The sequence below is a fragment of the Dorea sp. AM10-31 genome (genome assembly GCF_003435815.1).
GTDB lineage: Bacteria > Bacillota > Clostridia > Lachnospirales > Lachnospiraceae > Dorea_D > Dorea_D hominis.
The window spans coordinates 130,530-151,793 of the sequence record NZ_QTUV01000006.1 but is presented as its reverse complement, the minus strand read 5'-3'; the positions used below and the strand labels follow the sequence as shown (position 1 = coordinate 151,793).

Below are 21,264 nucleotides of genomic sequence, written 5' to 3'. Positions count from 1 at the left end.
AATTGTCTTATAATCCAAGAATGCCTCGGCTTTTTTCAACCTTCCTATTTTAGTTTTCTATATTCTTCATCACTTACCGGTTCAAGCCATTCATTGGAACTATTTTCGCCCGGAACTTCTATTGCCAGATGTGAAAACCATTCATCCGGTGCTGCACCATGCCAGTGTTTCACTTCTGCCGGAATATTGATGCAGTCGCCTGGCTTCATTTCTACAGCTTCTTTACCTTCTTCTTGATAATATCCTCTTCCGGCAACGCATATCAAAATCTGTCCACCTCCACTTTTTGCATGATGGATATGCCAGTTATTTCTGCATCCAGGTTCGAATGTCACATTGAAAATTCCAACCTGAGAAGTAGAAATCGGTGCAAGAAAACTTCTACCTGAAAAATACTGTGCAAAACCATCATTTGGTGCACCGATTGGAAATACCATCTCTTTTGCATGCGCACGCATCCCTTCCTCTTCGTATGGCAAATCTCCTTCGCCTGTTTTCCACACTTCCTTTGCAAGATTGAAAACAGCCCATGCTTTTGGCCAACCTGCATAGAACGCGGCATGTGTGATCACTGCCGCAATCTCTTTTTGCGTCACACCATGATTTTTTGCATTTTGAAGATGATATCTTAAAGAAGAATCCGTAATTCCGGAAGCCATCAGAGCAACCACTGTAATAATGCTTCTTGTTTTTACGTCGATGTCCTGGTTATTCCAGTTTTCGCCGAAAAGTACATCATCGTTAAAACGTGCAAATTCCGGTGCGAATTCACCAAGTGTATTTCTTCCTGCTGTCTGTACTATTTTTCCCATATTCTGTATACCTTCATAACGCTGTTATTTATAAAGAGTTTACCCATTCAGTGATTTCCTGTTTCGTTCCACAATTTAACAGTCTGCCTTCTGTAATAACTGCGTCTGATGCAGATGACTGCAATTCTTTCACAGTGTTCCCAAATCCACTTCCTCCGGATGTTGCAAAAAGCACAATCTTTTTACCACTGAAATCGTAAGCTTCTAAAAATGTATTGATGATTGTCGGAGCCACATACCACCAGATTGGGAATTAAAATGTAGCCAGTTCCCCTCATGCGTTGATTTTACTGGGTTTAACTGTATACAAAACTGTGTTTACTGTTACTATCTTTCATTCTTTTCCAAAATAGCTTTGAAGCATAGGCCACATTATTTTCATATATGACACAAAGCTCAGCTCTACTTGTGCTTCATTAAACCATCCAACCATAAAGCTATTTATCTCTTCAAATAATACTTTTGAAAGTTTCTGAATAATAATTGTGTTATCCACTTCTTCAGTATAATCTTTCGCATACATTTTACATATAGAACGCACTCCAAAATAATTATATAGCACACCTACCGTTGTTTTTAATGCTTCAATATCTCTTGGAAAATCTGTTCTATTCATCATATTCACTACTAATTGATGTCTTGAGTTTAGGTAATTCCTAACTGTACTATTACCTATTTCAACATCAACTGTAAATGAAAAATCTTGAGTTTGTATACTATCTGCTCCTAACATTATCATCAATTCAACTTGTGCTGCATGATATTCTGTATAACCAGACAAAGCCATATATTTCCAAGAATCTTGCTTTGCATACATTTCCGTATCTAAAATATGCGTAAATTCATGAAACACAATATACCTTGGTATTTCCGAACTTTTGCATATCCTTAATATATGTTCATCTGTTTTCGTATTATAGTAAGCTTGGGCGGCTGAAGCGAATCCTGCTGCATCGCTTTCCTCAACATTAATTTCAAAAAAATCTATCTTATACTGTGGTAATTTCTCAATTTCCATAAACTCAATATATTCTTTTTCATATTCTTTAATTAAATTTTTAATTTGTATTTCTGTCATATTGTTTTATACCTCATATCAAAGTTAGCATTTCACTTTTAGTATACCATAAAACAATCCCATTCTCATTCTATATATTTTATCCTCAACGATGAAAAGATGTGTCTGCACACATCTCTTCCATCTTATTATTTTCAATGTTATAAGTTCTTAATAAAATTCAAATCCTGTTTCCGTAATGCCTTCTGTAACTTTTCGTTCTTTCTCTTCAGTTCCTTATTTTCTCTGCTCAGAGCTGCCACCTTCTGGTTCAACAGTTCAATCTGTTTTTCCATCGCCATGTTCAGAATTTCTCTTCTTGGATCTATCATTCCGGCCTGTTGCTCTACTGCTTGGTTCAATGTATCCCGGACGGTTGGATTTTTATAAAAGAATCCTCTCGACAATCCAGTTTTCTTCATCAGCTTTGGAACGCTGATACGTTCTTTATTTGCCAGCATATCTTGTATTGCTTGCAATGCCAGTTCAATTTTCTCTTTACTTTTTCTCTGATTTTCCTCAATCATCTTGTCGTATTTGCTCATATTCTTCACCCCATCTTGCCAGACTCATATATATGATGTCACTCATCCTCTGTCTTACTTCTCTGGTTTCGTCTGCCATTCTTTGATTGCTCATTTTCCGGTAATGCTGTACATTATTCAGTCTTTTATGCCCCAATAGTCTCGCTATCGTCCAGTCATCCAGATGCATTTCTGTAAGTTTGACGCCATAGTAGTGCCGGAACATGTGCGTTCCAAACCCGAATAATTCGCCATGATCATCTTTCAACTGCTTTTCCTGTATCATGGACATGACTTTTGTTTTTATAGCCATATACTGCATCGGGCGGTCAGGTTCTTTTTCATTAACAAATATGTATTCTGTATCACCGAACTTTTCCTGTGTATATTCAATAGAACTCTGTAACAGTTTTGCAAGTTCTTTACTGATCGGTTTTTTATATCTTTTAGTTTTAACTTGATATATTTCAATCATATCTTGGCCATTTTCTCTCGTCAGACAATCTGGTCTCAGTGTAAGGGTATCTGATATCCTAGTTCCAAGCATCTGATGTATCAGAAGACATCTTGCAATCTGTACATCCATCTGTGTAATTTCCGCATTCAGTCGTTTCATTTCATCATCAGAATACACTCTAAATTCTGCATTTACTTCCGGTGGAATATCCGTATTAATAAATAAATGCTCCAATCTTTCATAGCTGTAAATTTTTCCGATTGTCTCTAACTGTCGTCTTAATGAAATTACATAAGAACTATTCGCACTATGGGAAGTATCTTTTGTTGACAGATGTATCAAAAATTCTTCCAACACTTCTCTGTCTATTTCACTGCAGCTTTTTATTTTGGAATACTCTTTTTGGAGATATTCTGAGAATATCCTCATTATTGTCAATTCTCCCTGTACAGTTCCTATTGCTTCATACTGCAGATTCATATAAACAGCTTTCTTACATTCTTCCCTGATATCTGGCTGATATATTTTTCTGAAATCCAGTGTTTTTACATTATAAATTGGATTGGATCTGATTTTAATATCCAGATTTTTTAGTTCCCAAACATCTTTTTCTATCTCATCCCGTAAATCTTCTGGCCCTAAAAATTTCAGTACGTTTCTGAAATATAATATCGTCACTGCTTCGCCATAGCTTACTGTACCATACACACTCTTCTTTTCTTTTACAATAGTTATTCCCTGTTCTAACATCCAGCCTTTTAAAAGTGATATCCATTTTTCTGGATTTCTATCTCCAAGGCTTTTGATTCTCCGATTTATTCTGCTGTTCAAAAACTTTGCAATATGATTATAAGCTGTTCGATCCTGAATCAATGCTCTAAACGTTCCGTTTTTGCAGCGATACATAATATAACCTCGAAACTCTTCCTTTAATTCTTGCGTTGGAAGCAACGTTAAATCAAATTTTCCATTATCCTTACGTGTCCCTGTTTCTTGTAAATTGGGGAAATCGCTGAAGTATATAATATCATTTTCCATCTTTTTCCTCTTTCTTTAGCCATGATGCTAAACTACTTCCTTGCATTTCAAAGAACTCATCATTTGCTTTTGCAATCCTTTGCGGCATATAATCAATATACTGTCTTGTCATCTCTTCATAAGTATGTCCAAGATAATCCCTGATACTTTGCAGTGATACATGACTGTCATAAAACATAGTTGCTACTGTATGTCGATAATCGTGTGATTGAAATAAATATTCTCCATTTGCAATCTTATTTTCCCGGCACGCTTCTATCATCTGAGTTCGGAATGTACCATATAGACAAGCACCACCTCTGCTGTTTTTAAAAATGAATTCTTCAGGCTGAATTTCATGTTTTTTCAAGTATACTTTCATAATCTGATAAAGTGCCTGTGGGATTGGAATCCTTTTATAATTCTTCATTTTGACCTGATACACCTGAATCCAATAATCCTCGCCCTGCTGATAATAAGCATTTCCTTTCAATGTACACACTTCACTCGCCCGTAATCCTAGACACCACAGATGTAGGAACATACATCGTAATCGCTCTGGAAAAAGATATAATTTTTTCAAAATTTCCATATATACTGTTTCCTCAACGCTACGATCATGATGTACTATTACTTCTTTTTGTTGGAAATATTCAATTCGGAATGGCATTCTTGTAATATACTGTTTAACTTCCATGAATTTATAAAAATGACCGATACCGAAAATTCTTTCATTAAATCCCTTTGCCTGTATTCCCCGTTCTCGCAAGCCGTCTGCATACTTTTTTACTTCTGCGACAGTTGCATGAATCGCCAGTATCTTTTCTTGTTCCAGCAGTTCAATAAAATTTCTAATACATACAAATCTTCGTACAATCGTGCTGACTGCCTGTCCAGTAATTCCCAGTTCATATTTCATGTATGCCTGTAAAATTTCTCGATTCTGTATTTCCTTGACTTCCATAAAAGAAATGCTAATTAAGGATTTACTTTCGTCTATCCGATGTTTTCCAAGATGTAATCGTTCCAGATACCATACATTTGCTTCCCATTGGATCTGTTCCTGCTGCATAAACGCATCTCTTCTGCATTCACCTAAAATACTTCGTTGACTCGTTTCGGGAAAATTCTTTAAAATAGTTTCCACTTGTTCCATTTCCAGCAATCCAATATCCGTAATATTTAACTGAACACAAGAATCATAAAGAAGTTTTAAGGATTTTAACCTGACATTTCTATAAGCCTTAGACATTGAAGTATTGGCAATGATACGACTCAACGTATAAAAAATTTGTTTCTTTAAAACTTCTGAACAATTTTGTGTAAAATCCCACACCAATAGGTTTGTTTTATAAGAAGTTTCAAAGGTCTCAGCTATTTCCTTTTCCGGATAATACTTCAGAAAATAAATTTTATTTTGATATTTCCATTCATATATCCGCTTTCCATTTAGCGTCTGCATTTGTTGATAGATATGTTGTTGTTTTACCGTATCATATATTTTCAAATAGAAAGATACAATTTGTGATCGTATCTGTCCTCTTAAATATTGTTCATACGAATTTCGCAAAGGATAATCCATTTCTTCCAGATGCCAGATTTTTCTATCTGCCAAGAACTTTTTCAATTTGTTAATTCTTGAATCGCTTTTTATTCCAAGTGCATCAATTTCTGAATATAGTTCCTGCTTTTTCTTCTCAATATCTACTTCAGATTCTGTTATGTGTTCTGCCTGTTGCAATAAATATATAGGTATTTCTCACACCTCCCTACTCCAGCAGACGTTCCGCCCCATAAATAGCAGTGTGTTGTGCATAAAACTCATTACTTGCTTCTATCAGTTCATCATCCAGCCAGTCCAGATACTTTATAGTCGTATCCAAATGTTTATGCCCCAATGCCTGACTGATCATTTCCAGTTCCCATCCTGCCTGCTTTCGCATATTTGCAAAATAGTGACGTAACATGTGGGGTGTGATTTTAACTCCGGTTTTCTTTTCCATTCGGTCCAACATATCATATACACTGTCCACTCTTAATGGCTTTCCAATGTTCTCACCCATGATATTCACAAACAGGTAATCCTGATGTTGCAGGATTTTCCGATATTTTGCCAGATAATCCATGAGAAATTCAAACGTATCATTACTTATCTTGGCACTTCTGTATTCCGCATTTTTGGCTCTCGCTTCATTTTCATTATCTTCCCGGAAGCATACCCTTATCATGTGATTCCTATAATCAATATCTTTGACATATTTTACTCCCAGTAGTTCCCCAATTCTGTATCCGGTTTCTGCTAACATAAGTAACAGAAGCTGATCTCTTCGGTTCGTACAGGCCTGTAAAATTGTAATAATCTGATTTTCTTTTGCTGTTCTCCCACGATGTTCCTCTTCCTTCAGATAGGCTTTAAAAGAATGATTCCGCAGTACCTTTTTTACTCCCACCTGATTAACCGCTATAATCTGGTTATACGATAAGGTTTTGAGACTTCCGTACTGTTCATATTCTGCCTCTATAAATAAATAGAACCTGAACACATCTTTTAAGTATGCGTTGCAGGTTCCTTCATTCGGACACTTCTTTTCTCCAGCCGTTTGCTCTGTATGGTTTCCGGCTTTAAGCCAGTATAAAAATTCCACAAAGTGTTCTGTCTGTTTTTCATAATCTAACTGATAGACTTCTGTGAGTTCCATTTCTTTCTCTGCCATATATTTCATATAATAGCAGATTGAAAATGCTGTGCGTTTCACTGTATTTGGTGAACGTTTACATTTAATCTTATGCATTAGATATTTACTTGGCAGTTCTTCAATACTCATTGTTTCCAGATTTCTGATGAAAAAATATTTTTCTGTTCCATCTTTTATCGTTTCCACCTTGTATATCATAAGCTGCCTCCTTTCCTCTAACGCTATACACAGTATACCCACTTCATGCCGAAATAGCTATTCATCAATACCAACAATCCCACCGAAAACGCCCTTGAAATACCACCAAACTTTTCGTGCAAAATCTGCTTTTTCTGTAGCAGAACCACGAACGGTTACAGGTAGTATTCCACGCCTTTCCGGTTTCGAATAAAGTGCTGGACATCCTTGATATCTTTTGCCATCTTGCAGCTCGGAAGCGCACACATTACTTCCTCATGATACCTGCCACCTTCTCCTGCACGCTCGTCTAAAATGGACACGACACAAGTATCTGTCTCGGTGCGGAGAGCACGTCCGAATCCCTGTCTTAGTTTTTTCTGCATGTCTGGAACAATCACTGCCTGAATATAATCTTTCAGGCTGGCATATTCCTTCTTCTGTGCTTCACTGATGGGATCAGGAACAGCAAAGGGCAGTTTTACTATAATCAGCGAAGATACCATATCTCCAGGGAAGTCTACTCCTTCCCAACAGGAGCCGGCTGCAAAAAGGACAGCATTGTCCATCTGTTTAAATCTTGTGATCTCTTCCGGTGAATGTCTCCACACCTCTATCATCGGGAACGGAATTTCATCCCTTAACATCTGGTAAACGTTTCCCATCAAATGATAAGATGTAAACAGCACTAGCGTATGCCCGTAAGTCGAACAGATCAGTGAATGGATATGGCCTGCTATCATCTCTGCCTCTTCCTGACTTTCTCTTCTGCATGTCTTCAAATTCTTTGGCAGATATAACAGACAGTTCTTCTGATATTCAAACGGGGAGTCTGCCACATATTCCCGGACTCTCCGCACTCTCTGTAATCCTGTCATTTTCCGAATGTGGGAAAATCCCTGTCCGGTTTTTAAAGTTCCGCTTGTCAGAATCGCTCCCATTCCTCTGCTCCATAACATCTGGTCCAGATACTGTGGAATCCGTCTGCTGGATGCACACAATATAATCCGGTGGTCATGGTCCTGCTTCAGATGCAGCACATACTTCTTATCCTGATGGAAAAAGCATTCCAGCACACTTTTGGTTTCTTCCAGCTTGTTTCTGATCCACTTTGGAATCTTCTTTTCTAATTTTTCTATGATCTTATTCATGGTCTGTATCCCCTCATATAAATACATTGCACACTCTTCTGTCATGTGGAATTCTTCTTTTATCCCATATCTGGTTCTGTGGTTTTCTCCTATGATGTCCAGCACCATCCGGATCGTCCCGGACAGTTTTCTTATCTCCGGGCCTTGGTACTCATTCCCAAGATAAAAGCAGATTTCTCGGATATCGTCATAACAGAGGCTCTTCCCAAACATCTGCTTTGCCGCATCCGGCAGCTTATGTGCTTCATCGACAATCAATGCTCGGTAGTCTTTTAATAACGGGCGGTAATCCTGCAGCCTGTGATAACCATCAGCCAGCAGATAATTGTGATTACAGATCTGAATGAACATTTCATGATCTCTGGAACGCTCCAGATACTGCTGATACCTGCATGAGCCTCTTTTCGGGCAGTCTCCCGAACAGAACTTCGGTACACTCACCATCCTTCTGTCAAACCCACTTAAGTTGGACACTTCGTCCATATCATAATGTTCTTTCAACGACAGCAGAGCTTCTTTCTGCAACGCATTTTTGTTTTTTTCTTCGATTGCAACGATTCGGTGCTCCAACCTCTCATCGCAGACAAAATGCTCTTTCCCTTTTCGTATCACAGCTTTAATAGGGGCCTGAATCGTCCCGTTCTCCTGAAGAATCCGGGAGAGAAAAGGGATATATTCTGTAAGAATTGCTTTCTGGAGTGCAATGCTGGAAGTGGATATCACGACCGGACGCTGCTCATAAGGGGAACATCCTTCTGCAAGGAGGGAATATTTTCTCATCAGAACACAGGCCACCAGATAGGCATACGTCTTGCCGATACCGACACCCGCGTCACACAGTGCTATGTTTCTTCCCAGCAGGTTATCCAGCATTTTGTGGCATAACATAATCTGTTCTTCCCTTACTGCCATTCCATGTTCCGGGAACAGCACTCGGAAAATAGTATCAATTTCTCGATGCGCTCTATTGAGATATTCTCTTGTGTAATACATAATTTGTTACCTGATATGCGTGCTGATATCACATCAATACGGCTGTAAAGGATTTCTCCCTACAGCCGTATGTATCTGATATCAACGACACATTCTTCCTTGATTTCTTATACTTTTGATTTTTGGCGTTGTATTTGTCCTCGACTCCCCCATTGCCTTACGGGAACATTACAGGCGGATGCTTGGCATTGCACCGCTCACGGATTTTCTAAAAGTCTTGCTGATTACAACCCAAAGTCCATCCTCTGCTCACTGGCAGTTCCTATGTATCATTATCCCCTCGTAAGTGATCCTCGCAAAAGACCGCCACGGTCCTGTTTCAGTTAAAGATGATTCGCTCGAAACGAAAACGCCACAAAAGAACTCTGCCTCTCACTTTCTGGTCTAATTTCTTCCATGCCCTTTTCATCTGTCCTCGCGTCTTCCTGCCACGCTTCTACTTACGGGAACGTACCTGTAATGCTGGTATGAGGTTGTCAAAGTACACTGGCAAAATTTACCTGCCTATTAAATAGCCGACGAAAAACGCCATAATTATTCAATTTTTGATAAATTTTTTAATTTTTTTCTCAAACGGTTTCTTTTGGTATAAATCGTCTGTTCTGCCATTCCCATAATCTTAGCAACTTCTCTTCCAGAATATCCCCATGTACTGAGTAAGAGGATTTCCAGTGTCTGATGCTCCGTTTCTTTCAATAGTTCATAGATTCGCTTATCACCTATGTGATCCAGAAGCTCCTTTACATCCCTTGCAAACAGCTCGCTGTCCTTTTCTTTTATGGAATCCATATCCTGCATCGTTTCATCCAGATGTTCCCGGTATCTGCGCTCTTCCAGAAAGTCTTCCCTGTCCATCTGGCGCAGCTTTTGGATCTTCTCTTCTTCCATTCCCAGTTCACGCAATTTCTTTTCTTCCTGTTCTTTCCAATAATTCCACTTTCGTTCTTCACTTGTCTTGTTATAAGCCATTTATCTTTCCTCCGATCTGATTTTTGATATAGAAATCAAATCGGAGCATGGCGGTGACCGGATAGGTACGTTATAATGTTCGAAAAATGTCGAAGAAAAAAATGCTGCAACCTCTTCGATTACAGCACTTTTTTCCATCTTACGTGAATATTTCTTGTTGGTTCATAGGAGATTCCTTCTTTTTCTCATAATGAATAAAAGACTCTTGTCATCCATTATTTATTATAATTTTTCTACTATTACAATAGCTTTTTTAACAAGTTTTCTTGTCTTGGAGTTTAAAAGAAAGCTACCAGTTTTTTTCCTCTGATAGCTTTCCATTCATTCTTATTCTGTTGGGAACATCGCTGCTTCCAACTTATTCATCTCTGTATCCAAAAGACCATATTTTCCTGAGTTATCTTTTTCCACGGATACGTTTACAGTAACAGCTTTTCCATATCTGTTCTTTTCAAGACTCTTCTGGACACTTTCTGTTAATACAGCTGCAAAGACTTCCGGATCATTTCCATCCAATCCCTGCTTTATTTTTTCATTGCTTACCTCTGTAGAGCTTTGTTGCAATGTCTGAAATACATTGGATGGTTCAACTTGTACACTTACTGTATAGACTCCATCCTCTTCTTTCACATCTTGTACTTTGTATTTTGCCAGTTTCTTTACTTCTGTCAGTTTTTCCGCATAATCAGCAATTCCTTTATCCGTAATGTTATCGGAATCATCAAATTGCTGTTGGATACTCTCATTAAAATCCTCTTCGATTTCTTTCTTGGCATCTTTTTCCGAGATTTCTAACAGATTCGCATAGTCCTTATATTCTCCATGATAGTGTGCATCAAGAGAACTTTGGACGTAGGATTTGGCATCAAAGTCTGGTTGTCTGGAGCAAGCTGATAACAATATACATACTATAATTCCTATACTTATGCACAAAACACAATTCTTCTTTTGCATATTCTCTCCTTCACGCTTTATTTATCTTCAATTTTTATCGAAAATAACATTTTTAAATACTGTTCTATTGACTCCTTTTGAACTTTTCTTTCAATATTATATGGAATGCACATAAAAAACTCCACATAACCATTATCAATAAAACTCAGCAATACTTCTCCATTTTCTGTTAAAAAATGTACATATTTTTTATTACATTTACTTTCAAATTTAATATTCGACATTTGCTTGTATATTTTTTTGTAATGATTTTTTATGCTTACTTCATCTGTACAATCAGTTCCATCACCTATCAAAAAAGAAATATACAACTTATCATAATCTTCATTTCTATATGTCATATAAGAATCTGTATGACCATCACCAATATTTTTATAATGCTCATTTGGAATCGAATAACTAATTATTTTCCCCTCTAATGTTTCAAATCTTTCTGTTTCATCAATTCTAATTTCACATGGTTCAAACATTTTTTTTATAAACAAGCCCAATTCATAATCCGACATTTCTATAAAATTAATATAATCTTTTTCTTCCGTTTTTCGCGAATATCCCCCTCTATTATTCCGTTCCCATCTTCTAATTTCTAATTCATCTCCATTTTGTTTCAAATCAATTCTTTGATAATTCTTGGAAAATGTTGGAAAACTTTTATATTTTGTTTGTTTCCAAAAATTGTTTAATTGAGATTCGTCTACTTTTGGGGAACTTTCTGCAATTTTTATTCCTTTTCTAATTGCACAGCCTATCTTATCTATTGTTTCTTCAGCCATAATTTCAATTGTAGGTTCGATAGAAATATAACATCCCATAAACCTTTCAATGGCATTAGGCACAATTAAGAAACCATATTTTTGATTATAATATACAGAAATCATATCCGTTTTCTCCTCTCTATTACTTAAGGGGAATAAAATATTCCCCTTAAGCTATTTACTTTGCTATTATTTTCCTACTGTAATAATGAGTTTAACACCTTTATCAATACCATGTTTTGTAGCATTATTAACTGCATTTATCTGAGCTTCGCTTAATGTTACATTTGGAACAACTACTTGTAATTGTCTACCCACTATTTCTTCCGCATTAACAAATTTACCATTAAATGTTTCTCCTATAAATCCTGAAACTTTATTAATGTCCTTGACAATTACCTTTTCCAATTTATTACCATTTTGATAAGTCTTTGCACCTAAGTCTCGGCTTTTAACACTAGTCACAACACCATTTTCTACTTTATCTATGGTCGGGAAATTGTGTCCCAAGTTATTTCCCATAGCTTTGTCAATAATATCTCCTCGCTCTAATGGTGGTTTTTCCCAAGTGCCTTCTGGCAATTTTGTTTCGGTTACTTCTGCAACTAATTTTTTAAACGATTTATCAATCCCATCATTATGGGTACTTCCTGCACTCCTTACTACATTCAAAAGTTTCCCAGCCCCATAACTAAGGCCACCCATAACGCCACCTGTCACTGCTCCTGCAATACCACCGACTAACGTATCTTTTGCTACTTGTTTCAGACTATTTCCAGACAAACCTGAATTCACTGCACTATATGAAGCTCCACCAATAGCTCCAATAACTGCTCCTGAAACCATCGCCGTTCCTAAGCCACCCATTGCTGGCAATGCTGCCAGAACTGCTCCTGCAGCCAAACCGCCTGTTGCAGCAACTACAAGACCAGAAACTGTAACCGCAGTTATACCAATGGCTACTTTTTTCACCGCATTCCAGTCTACTTTTCCAAGCTTATCTGTAATACGATTTGTTGTCGTACACATATGTCGTACCACTTCTGAGCGGATTTCTGCCGTTCTTTCTGAAACATAGGATTTGAAAGATGTATAAGTTTTTCCAATTTTCTGTACCCCATTGCTTACAGAACGAATAAACTGACTTCCTCTGGATGTGATCTTTTGATATGTACTGCTACTGGTTACACGATTTTTCACAGATTGATATGTCTGTTTTGCATGTTTAGCTGCATTTTTGGCAGTTTTTGCTACCCCCTTCACTGTGTTAACAATAGTTTTTGCTGCTTTCTTAGCTGTATTTACTACTGTTTTGACTACCTTTTTCGCAGTATTAACGATTTTCTTGCCGACACTCTTGACTGCTTTCGCTGCTTTTTTAGCTGTACTCTTAATCCTGCTCCACAATGAATGTCCTGTCGGATCACTGTAATTCAGCGGATTATTGGTCGTATAATCGTAGCGGTTTCTGGTCAATGGATTTTCTGTCGTTCCAAGGTCACTATCTTCAGTTGTAAAGGTTCCGTTCTCTGCGTTATAGTATCTTGCCCGCAGATACTGAAGTCCTGTTTTTACATTTGTGGACTCCCCATTGTAACCGTAGTAATTGACACCGTCTGCTGTTCCTGATGTAAGGTTACCGTATGGATCATACTGATAACTGTTCGTCAGGTTAGCATTTTCTGTCAGGATTCCGGTCACGCTGTTTCTTCCGTCATATAAATAATAACTGCTTTCTTCCGATTTATCAACGCTTACCCGTTCTCCGATTCCATTTTCTCCATAAGTATAAGCCTGACGTACTTTCTCGTCTGCCCCATACTCTGCGAGGACTTCTGTATTCTCACGATTGATATCGTTGATGTACTCTGTCAGTGTGTATCCTTTTGCATTGGAACCGCCTTTTACCAGAGAGGCAAGCTGCTCTTTCGGGCTGTTCCCATCTTCGGTACGCTGGTTCTCCGGAATCAGGACTTCATCGCCATAACAGTCTTCCCATTTATAGGTGTTATCCAGTTCGAATACCCGGTTGTTATCTCCATCGTACATGGCTGCCATCAGGACTGTTCCACCCTGTTTTACGACTGCCAGACGATTCTCTGCTGTGTATTCATAAGTAACCGGATCTGCACTGTTTGTCTTATCACATTCCTGGATCAGATTGCCATCTTTATCATAGCTGTAGGTTGTTCCCGGATCGCCCCAGATCTTTGCATTGGTGCGTTTGATGAGCTGGTTGGAATCGTTATACTTGTAATTATATTTTGCTTTGCTGACACCATCTTCGATCTTCTCGTAAGAGGTCCGGTTTCCGATCTTGTCATACGTATAATTATGGACTGTCTTTTTACCGCCCTCTGCTTTTTCTGTACAGCGTGTCAGTTCCCAGTTGTCATCGTATTCATAGGTACGTGTCGTCTGGGTCTCTTTTTCCTGATGCTCACAGTCTGCTTTGTCTGTCTCATTCTGTGTATCGCCCCAGTTGTACCAGTCTTCCCAGCTTGGTGTCTTTCTTGTTCCGGCTTCCAGTTCCGTAGCTGTTTCTCCAACTACATATCCCTGATCATTGTACTTGTACTCATAAGTACTGATTACTTTGCCACACGAACCACAGGTGTTGACAATCTTTGTGATATGATCTTCTGCATCGTAAGATACTTCCGTCTTTGTTCCATTGCTTCTAATAACTTCTGTCACACGGTTCAGTGCATCATGCTTGTAAGTGGTTACTTTTCTATTACGGTCTGTCAGTTTTACCAGATTATCATTTAAGTCGTATTCATAGCTGATCTTTGTCCCATCCGGGTATACGATTGCCTGCAGATTATCTGCGTCATCATAAACGTAGCTGACATCCTTTTTCGAACCGCTTGTCACTTTGGTGATTCTTCCAAGTGCATCGTATTCGTAGCTGCTCTTGCCTGTCTGATCCTTCATGGATACCCGTTCCCCGGCACTGTTATATGCGTAGGTCACGTCCTTTTCGGATGTCTCGCCTTTTGCGTCCTGATAAGATTTCTCCAACAGGTCATTCAGTTTGTCGTAATCATACGTGGTTTTCTTGCCGCTTGCCTGTGTATGTCCGGTCAGTCTGCCTTTTTCATCATAGTCGAATTTCTCCGTTCTTCCTGCCGGATCTTTGATGGATGTCAGGTTGCCTTCTAAGTCATAAGTATAATTCGTTGTCTTATTTGCTGCATTGGTGAAGGTCACCAGGTTATCCATGTTGTCGTAACCATAAGTTGTTACACCGCCAAGGGCATCAGTTACTTTGGTCAGGTTGTCATTCTTGTCATATTCCAGATGGCTCTTTAATCCGGTCTTATCTGTAACAACCTGAATATTCCCATGTGCATCGTAATCAAATCCCGTTGTGAATCCACGCTTGTCTGTAATAGAAGTTACCCTGCTGTCCTTATCATAGGTATAGGATTCCTTCTGCCCCAGTGCATCGGTCTCTTCTGTTACACGGTTGTCTTTATCGTAGACTGTCTTTGCAACATAGCCCATCGGATCTGTTACAGATGTAACATTATAATTCTTATCATATCCATAGCTGGTCTTTCTTCCACCCGGTTTGGTGATCTCAGTAATATTTCCTGCCGGGTCGTAAGTGTAAGCAGTTATCTTACCAAGCGGATCAGCTGCAGAAGTCATCTGACCTGCCAGGTCATAACTGTAGGTATTGCTCCGTCCAAGCGGATCTGTCTCCTTCACCAGATTGCCATACTTATCATAAGAAAAGCTGGTTGTTCCATCCAGTGCATTGGTAGAAGACTTCATCTTATGGAGCTTATCGTAAGTATAAGTAGTGGTACTCTTTAAGCTGTCGCTTTCTTTTACCACGTTGTCCACTTTATCATAAGAGAAATTTTTAGTATAACCCAGTGGACTGGTCATACTCTTCAGACGTCCGGCTTTATCATAACTATAGGTATACTCTCCACCATTCGCCTGTGTCATCTTTGTGACATTGTCATTCAGGTCAACACTGTACTGTGTCTCATTTCCCTTTGCATCCGTTACAGAAATGACATTGCCATGCTTGTCGTAATCATATTTGGTAACTGCTCCCTTTGGAGAAATCTGTTCCGTCATGTTACTCAGGCTGTCATATTTGTACTCGGTAATGAGTCCCATCGGATCTTTTGATTTGGTAAGATTTCCAATGGCATCATAACGGTATTCATTTGTTTCTTTTAACGGAGAAGTCTCCCCGATCTTGCGGTCCAGTTCATCATACTGGTAGGTTGTCGTATTTCCATTTCCGTCTGTCTGGGATACGAGGTTGTCATTTTTATCGTAAGTATACTTGGTAACCGTACCGTTTTCATCGACAGATTCCGTCACATTATCATTTCCGTCATACTTAAAGGTGCTGGATGCTCCCAGTGGATTTGTCTGAGAAATAACCCGGTCTTTCTTATCGTAAGCGTATTTATATGTGGCTTCCTCTTCTTCTGTCATGGATAACTGGTTGCCGACTTTATCGTAGGTAAAGGTTGTTTTATGACCTTCCGCATCCGTTACCGCTGTAATGCGGTCCATAACATCATATTCATAAGAAGTGGTACTTCCGTCTGCTTCAGTAAGTTTCAGGAGTCTGCCGTACTGATCGTACTTGTATGTTGCTGTCCTGCCAAGTTCATCGGTCTGTGTCAGTACATTTCCGGCACCATCATAAGTATAATCCATACTGTTTCCACCATTGTCGGAGGAATGGATCAGGTTGCCTGCTCCGTCATATTGATAAGTAATTACGAGTCCCTGTGCATCCGTACATTTTACAAGCTGTCCGATGGCATCGTACTCCATCAGCACCTTGTCCCCTGTCGGCAGTATTATGGATGTGTTATTTCCCTCTTTATCATACACATAGCTGTACGCATTGCCGAGGGCATCTGTCATCTTTGTGCTGTTGCCCTGTGAATCGTATTCGTAAGTGGTCTTTCCTTTCAGGGCGTCCACCGTCTGTTCCAGATTGTCGGTGGAATCATATTTCATTGCTGTAATGTTGCCCTTTGCATCGCTTACCGATGTCATGTTTCCATTACCATCGTAAGTCATGGTACTGGTATTTCCATTTTCATCGGTAGAGGATACCAGATTTCCATTTAAGTCATACTTCATGGATACGGTATATCCAAGGGCATCTTTGGATGTAGTCAGATTTCCTGCCTTGTCGTAAGCATAAGTATCTGTTCTTCCCTCTTCATCGGTAGAAGATACCAGATTTCCTGCTTTATCATAAGTATATGTGGTAGTTCCACCTTCTGGGTTGGTTTCACTTAAGCGGTTTCCTGTATTATCGTAGGTATAAGTCCAGGTTCTTCCACTGTCATCTGATTTTGATACCAGATTGTCTGCCGCATCATAAGTATAAGTGGTAACTGCACCTAATTCATCTGTCTCTTTAGCGAGTCTTCCGCAGTTATCATATTCCTTGGAATGGCTGCTTCCATCTCCATAAGTAATCTTGGTTTCATTTCCTAATGCGTCATATTCATATTTGGTTATATTACCAACTGCATCTTTGGACTGAAGCACCTGTCCAAGAGAATCAAACTTGGATACGGTTGCATTTCCATTTCCATCGGTATATTTTTTCAGATTTCCTGCTTTGTCATATTCATAGAGCTTTGTTCCAAAATCTTTATTACTCTCTTCTATGACACGTCCCATGCTGTCATACTTATAAGTAATTGTATTTCCTTTTGCATCGGTTGCTTTGACCTGCTGATAATTCTTATCATAAACGTAGCTGATCTGATTTCCTTTCGGATCTGTACCACTGGTCATGTTGTACATCTTATCGTAAGTATAAGTGGTGGTATTCCCCAGTGCGTCAGTACTTGCTGTAATATTACCCACACCATCCAGTGTATAAGCGGTCACACCGCCATCGGCTGCTGTCTTAGAAGTCAGATTGCCATTCGCATCGTAACTGTTCGAGGTTACATTTCCAAGTGGATCTGTCATGGTAACTGCACGGTTCATCGCGTCATACGTGAATCCCCATGCTGCTCCATTTCCATCCACATATCCGGTCATGTTCGGTCCGTCATACGAATACGTTGTTGTGACACCTCTGCCGTCTGTCTGGGATACCATACGATGTTTGTCATCGTAAGTATAGGTAATGGCTGTTCCATCCGGTTTTGTAGATGTGACCATATTTCCATTACCGTCATAACTGTAAGTAACCGTTGCTCCGTTATATCCAGTTGCACTGGTCAGCTTATTCTGCTCATTATAAGTATAGGAGGCTGTCTTTCCATCCTCTCTTGTCTCCGTTGCTACATTACCAAATACATCATAAGTGTAAGTTTTTGTTCCGGCTGCTGTCGTTTCGGATGCAAGCTGATTTTCTGCATTATAAGTCTTTTCACAGGTTGTTCCATCCGGATATTCAATGGATGTTGTGCGGTACTGATCATCATAATGATAAACGGTCTTATTTCCTTCGTTATCCGTTGTTGTAGTAGAACTCTTTCCGTACTTGAAAGTTGCCGTTCCTTTTTCTGCATCAGTCTGCTCTACAACTCTTCCTTCTTTATCGTAAGTATTCTTTACAACCGTATTGCCATTCTCATCTTTCCAGCTTGTCATACGGCTGTCATCATCATATTTGTACTCTTTTGTTGTTCCATTCGGATCTGTTACAGATATCAGATTTCCCTGCTCATCATATTTGTAAGAAACTTTTCCACCATCTGGAAGAGACAGTTCCTTGATATGCCCGAATTTATCCTGTTTTACCCCGAATGTTTTTCCGGATGGTGTGGTAATCTTGCTCAGATTATAATCATCGTCATAATCTAATACTGTCTTAAATCCATTCACATCCGTTACATAACGTAAGATTCCGTATTTATCAAATGACCAGATACTCTGATCCGCATCTGTCAGTTCCCATCCGATGTAGTCATGGTCTGTATCTTTATAGCTGACTGCTTTTAAATCATATACATAACCATCCGGAGCAGTGTAGCTGCCATCTTCATTCTTATCAAAGATCAGATAACTTCCGTCCCCTCTCATATACAGAAGGCTTCCGTCCTCCATCTGAGAAAGTGACTGGTCATAGTTAAAGCTCCATCCACGTCCGAACATGGAATGCTGGTCTGTTCCTTTGGAATTATAGCTCCTTGTAATGGAGAATTCCCCATTCAGCTCATTCATCGTCGCATCGGACTGATCCATGTAGAAGTTACCAGTATTTAAGTTGACTGGTTCAAATCCAAATTCACAGTGCAGTCCTCTTCCCATCAATGCTCCGTCAATCCGCATCTTGTCCTGATCGGTAAGCGGTGCCGGGCTATATGGGACATTGGTCTGTGGGTTACGGATAAAGATCGTATTATTCGCAACAACCAGTGCATCCATCACCTGATTGTCTTTCATAATGTTCTTAAGCGGAACACCATAATATTTTGCAATCTTCGGGAATGTATCAAACTGTTTGACTTCATAGATCACAAAGCTGTCACTGGTCACTTCTTTTCCTGTTTCCAGCTTTCCATCAATCTCTTTCGATGCTTTTGCTTTGATCTTATAAAGCTTGTCCTTCGTCAGCCCTGAATACAGCGCACTCTGCCAGTTGGAATCTTTGCTGTAATACTTATTCGCCTCCGGGAACTGCTTATTATATTCCGTGCTGTCTGGATAGGAATACAATGGTTTTGCATCTGTTTCGTGATGTTCTTCATTTTCCTCATCTGGAAGCAGATAATATTCTACTGTAGATTTGCTCTTTGCAATTCCGTCTGCAAATACGGCATCAAACTTCAGCTTTCCATTTGTATTCTTTTCTGTCATCGGACGAAGCAGGATCGTTGTTTCATCCAGTGACATATCACGCAGATATGGATCTTCAGCCGGTGACCACTGAATGCTGAGTTTCGGTCCATAAACGGATGCCCTGTTATTCAGTACCTCACACTGCATAGAAGCTCCAAGGTTATTTGCCTCGGCAATGGCTACCAGTGCAAATCCGTTATTCGCATGAGTTCCCTGCACCCAGTCATTGACCAGATCTTTGACGTCATAATTGATATAGCTGTTCCTGCTGGTACTTGCATTCTGTACATCCTGGAATGTAAGATTTACTGGTTTTGTTTTCCATGTGATGGAGGTGTTCCACGACTGATCTACACGATAAAGTCCAAACTGGGATGCACCACCACTGTATGCAGTTTTCTGACTGACTGCAAATGTTGCACTGTCAATTTTGGAATCTTTCGGAATCTGACTAAAATTTGAATTTACTTTAATATAAGTCCGGCAGTTCTGGTGTGCTGTTCCAAATCCTGCAAGGTTTCCAGACTTAATACCATCATCAAATCCAACATACGGATAATTGTTATCTCCAATCTGGCTGGTTGGACTTCCCTCTTCCACACCAATCATGTTAAAGGAACTCTTCTGGATTTCCACTGGTGTCGGATCGATTCTGACCGGATACTGACGATCTTCTGCAGAAAGCCAGTCCATATCTGGTTTTACGGTCAGGATTGTTTTCCCATCTTCTTCCCTGAGTTCCATCGTAATCAGGAAACTGATCTCTCCGGCAGCATCTTCCATAGACGGTGCTTCCAGAAGATACTTTGCATCTTTGATTGTTTTTCCTTCTGGATAAATGTATACCTGATTATCTTTTACTTCAGCCTGATATCCCGGAATCTGAAGTTCATATTCATACGATTCTCTGTCTGTTGGCTGCTGAAGTACGATATCTTCCTTAATGCTGGAATCCAGTACCGTATACTGAACATCCGCTCCTTCATAAACTTCATTATAAAGGATCGCATTGTCCTTAATAACGGAATGTGTATAATCTCCATCTACCGGAATGATCCCGATTCTGGTCTTTCCATTTTCAATCGTTACACCATTCTCTTCTGACATCTGTTCTGGAAGAAGAATGGCATAATCATTAGCCTTGTTCTGATAAACCTCAGTTTTCTCTTCCTTTTCTTCATCTGCCGATACGCTGCTGACCTCCTGTGCTTCTTCGGATGCAGGAGTGTCTGCTTCTTCCGGCTTTACAAGAGTATTATCTACCAGCTCTGTATCACCATTTTCGTTCTTATAAGTTCCGACATAACCACCGTAAACGGTTGTATACTGCTTATCTCCGGTCTTATAAGTTTTGGAAACGGCGTCATAATCAATTAGTTCACCTTCCGGTTCTTCCGGAATCGGATAGTAATCCTGTGGTTCTTTCAACTCCACTTCTTTTTCCTGCGGATTTTCTTCCGCTGGAGTTGTCTGTTCTTCCTGAATCTCTGTATCTTCTGATGGCGTCGTTTCATTTTGTACGTCCGCATCAGACTGCTGACTCTTATCTTGTTCTCCAGATGTGGAATCTGTTATCCCGGCTTCCTCTTCAGTCAAAGCCTCTGGTCTGGAGAAATCTGCATTCTTCTGTACATCCTCAATGGCCTCTTTTGCCTGTACAAAGATAGGTTCTGTTCCCTGTAGTGCCATCAGGAGTGCAAGTACTAAGGCTATAGCCGACTTTCGAAATCTCTTCATAGTCTCTTTCTCCCTCTTGTAATCTTTTTCTATAATTCCTTAAAAAAATAACCGCTACCCTCCTTTTTTTCTGACTTTGGCACTACTATAATCTAAAAAATCACAAAATTTTCACAAATGGTAAAAATGACCCTTGAGGTGGCAAAAATAGACGAAATCGGTCGA

The 21,264-nt window shown here is 39.4% G+C and carries 11 protein-coding genes and 1 pseudogene; all 12 read right to left on the bottom strand.

What is annotated here, in order from left to right; genetic code table 11:
• Positions 1-44 precede the first annotated feature (44 nt).
• Positions 45-812 carry a carboxymuconolactone decarboxylase family protein gene (locus DW125_RS10315; protein WP_117538061.1) on the bottom strand — a complete coding sequence of 256 codons (768 nt, stop codon included), beginning with the start codon at positions 810-812 and terminating at the stop codon, positions 45-47.
• 28 nt (positions 813-840) lie between these two features.
• Positions 841-1,065 (bottom strand): annotated as a pseudogene (locus tag DW125_RS10310) (flavodoxin); the annotation flags it as partial.
• Between the two features lie 81 nt (positions 1,066-1,146).
• A complete protein-coding gene (locus DW125_RS10305) occupies positions 1,147-1,890 on the bottom strand; it encodes a hypothetical protein (protein ID WP_006426953.1) in 744 nt (247 codons plus the stop codon).
• A 140-nt stretch (positions 1,891-2,030) separates the two neighbouring features.
• Complete coding sequence (locus DW125_RS10300; RefSeq protein WP_015513361.1) at positions 2,031-2,414, bottom strand: DUF6262 family protein; 384 nt, start codon at positions 2,412-2,414, stop codon at positions 2,031-2,033.
• Complete coding sequence (locus tag DW125_RS10295; RefSeq protein ID WP_226853055.1) at positions 2,389-3,756, bottom strand: tyrosine-type recombinase/integrase; 1,368 nt, start codon at positions 3,754-3,756, stop codon at positions 2,389-2,391. The genes DW125_RS10300 and DW125_RS10295 overlap by 26 nt, the downstream gene beginning before the upstream one ends.
• 121 nt (positions 3,757-3,877) lie before the next feature.
• Positions 3,878-5,608 carry a tyrosine-type recombinase/integrase gene (locus DW125_RS10290; RefSeq protein ID WP_007886448.1) on the bottom strand — a complete coding sequence of 577 codons (1,731 nt, stop codon included), beginning with the start codon at positions 5,606-5,608 and terminating at the stop codon, positions 3,878-3,880.
• Positions 5,609-5,636: 28 nt separating this feature from the next.
• Positions 5,637-6,761: a tyrosine-type recombinase/integrase gene (locus DW125_RS10285; protein WP_006426957.1), complete on the bottom strand. Its 1,125-nt coding sequence runs from the start codon at positions 6,759-6,761 to the stop codon at positions 5,637-5,639.
• 155 nt (positions 6,762-6,916) lie between these two features.
• Complete coding sequence (locus tag DW125_RS10280; protein WP_007886452.1) at positions 6,917-8,884, bottom strand: ATP-dependent DNA helicase; 1,968 nt, start codon at positions 8,882-8,884, stop codon at positions 6,917-6,919.
• A 534-nt stretch (positions 8,885-9,418) separates the two neighbouring features.
• On the bottom strand, positions 9,419-9,853 hold the full coding sequence (locus DW125_RS10275; RefSeq protein ID WP_007886453.1) for a helix-turn-helix transcriptional regulator: 435 nt from the start codon (positions 9,851-9,853) through the stop codon (positions 9,419-9,421).
• A gap of 327 nt (positions 9,854-10,180) precedes the next feature.
• Positions 10,181-10,807 (bottom strand): hypothetical protein, encoded by a 627-nt coding sequence (locus tag DW125_RS10270; RefSeq protein ID WP_007884654.1) that lies wholly within the window; start codon positions 10,805-10,807, stop codon positions 10,181-10,183.
• 17 nt (positions 10,808-10,824) lie between these two features.
• A complete protein-coding gene (locus DW125_RS14115) occupies positions 10,825-11,685 on the bottom strand; it encodes a contact-dependent growth inhibition system immunity protein (protein WP_007884653.1) in 861 nt (286 codons plus the stop codon).
• A gap of 66 nt (positions 11,686-11,751) precedes the next feature.
• Complete coding sequence (locus tag DW125_RS10260; RefSeq protein ID WP_242992968.1) at positions 11,752-21,099, bottom strand: DNRLRE domain-containing protein; 9,348 nt, start codon at positions 21,097-21,099, stop codon at positions 11,752-11,754.
• Positions 21,100-21,264 lie beyond the last annotated feature (165 nt).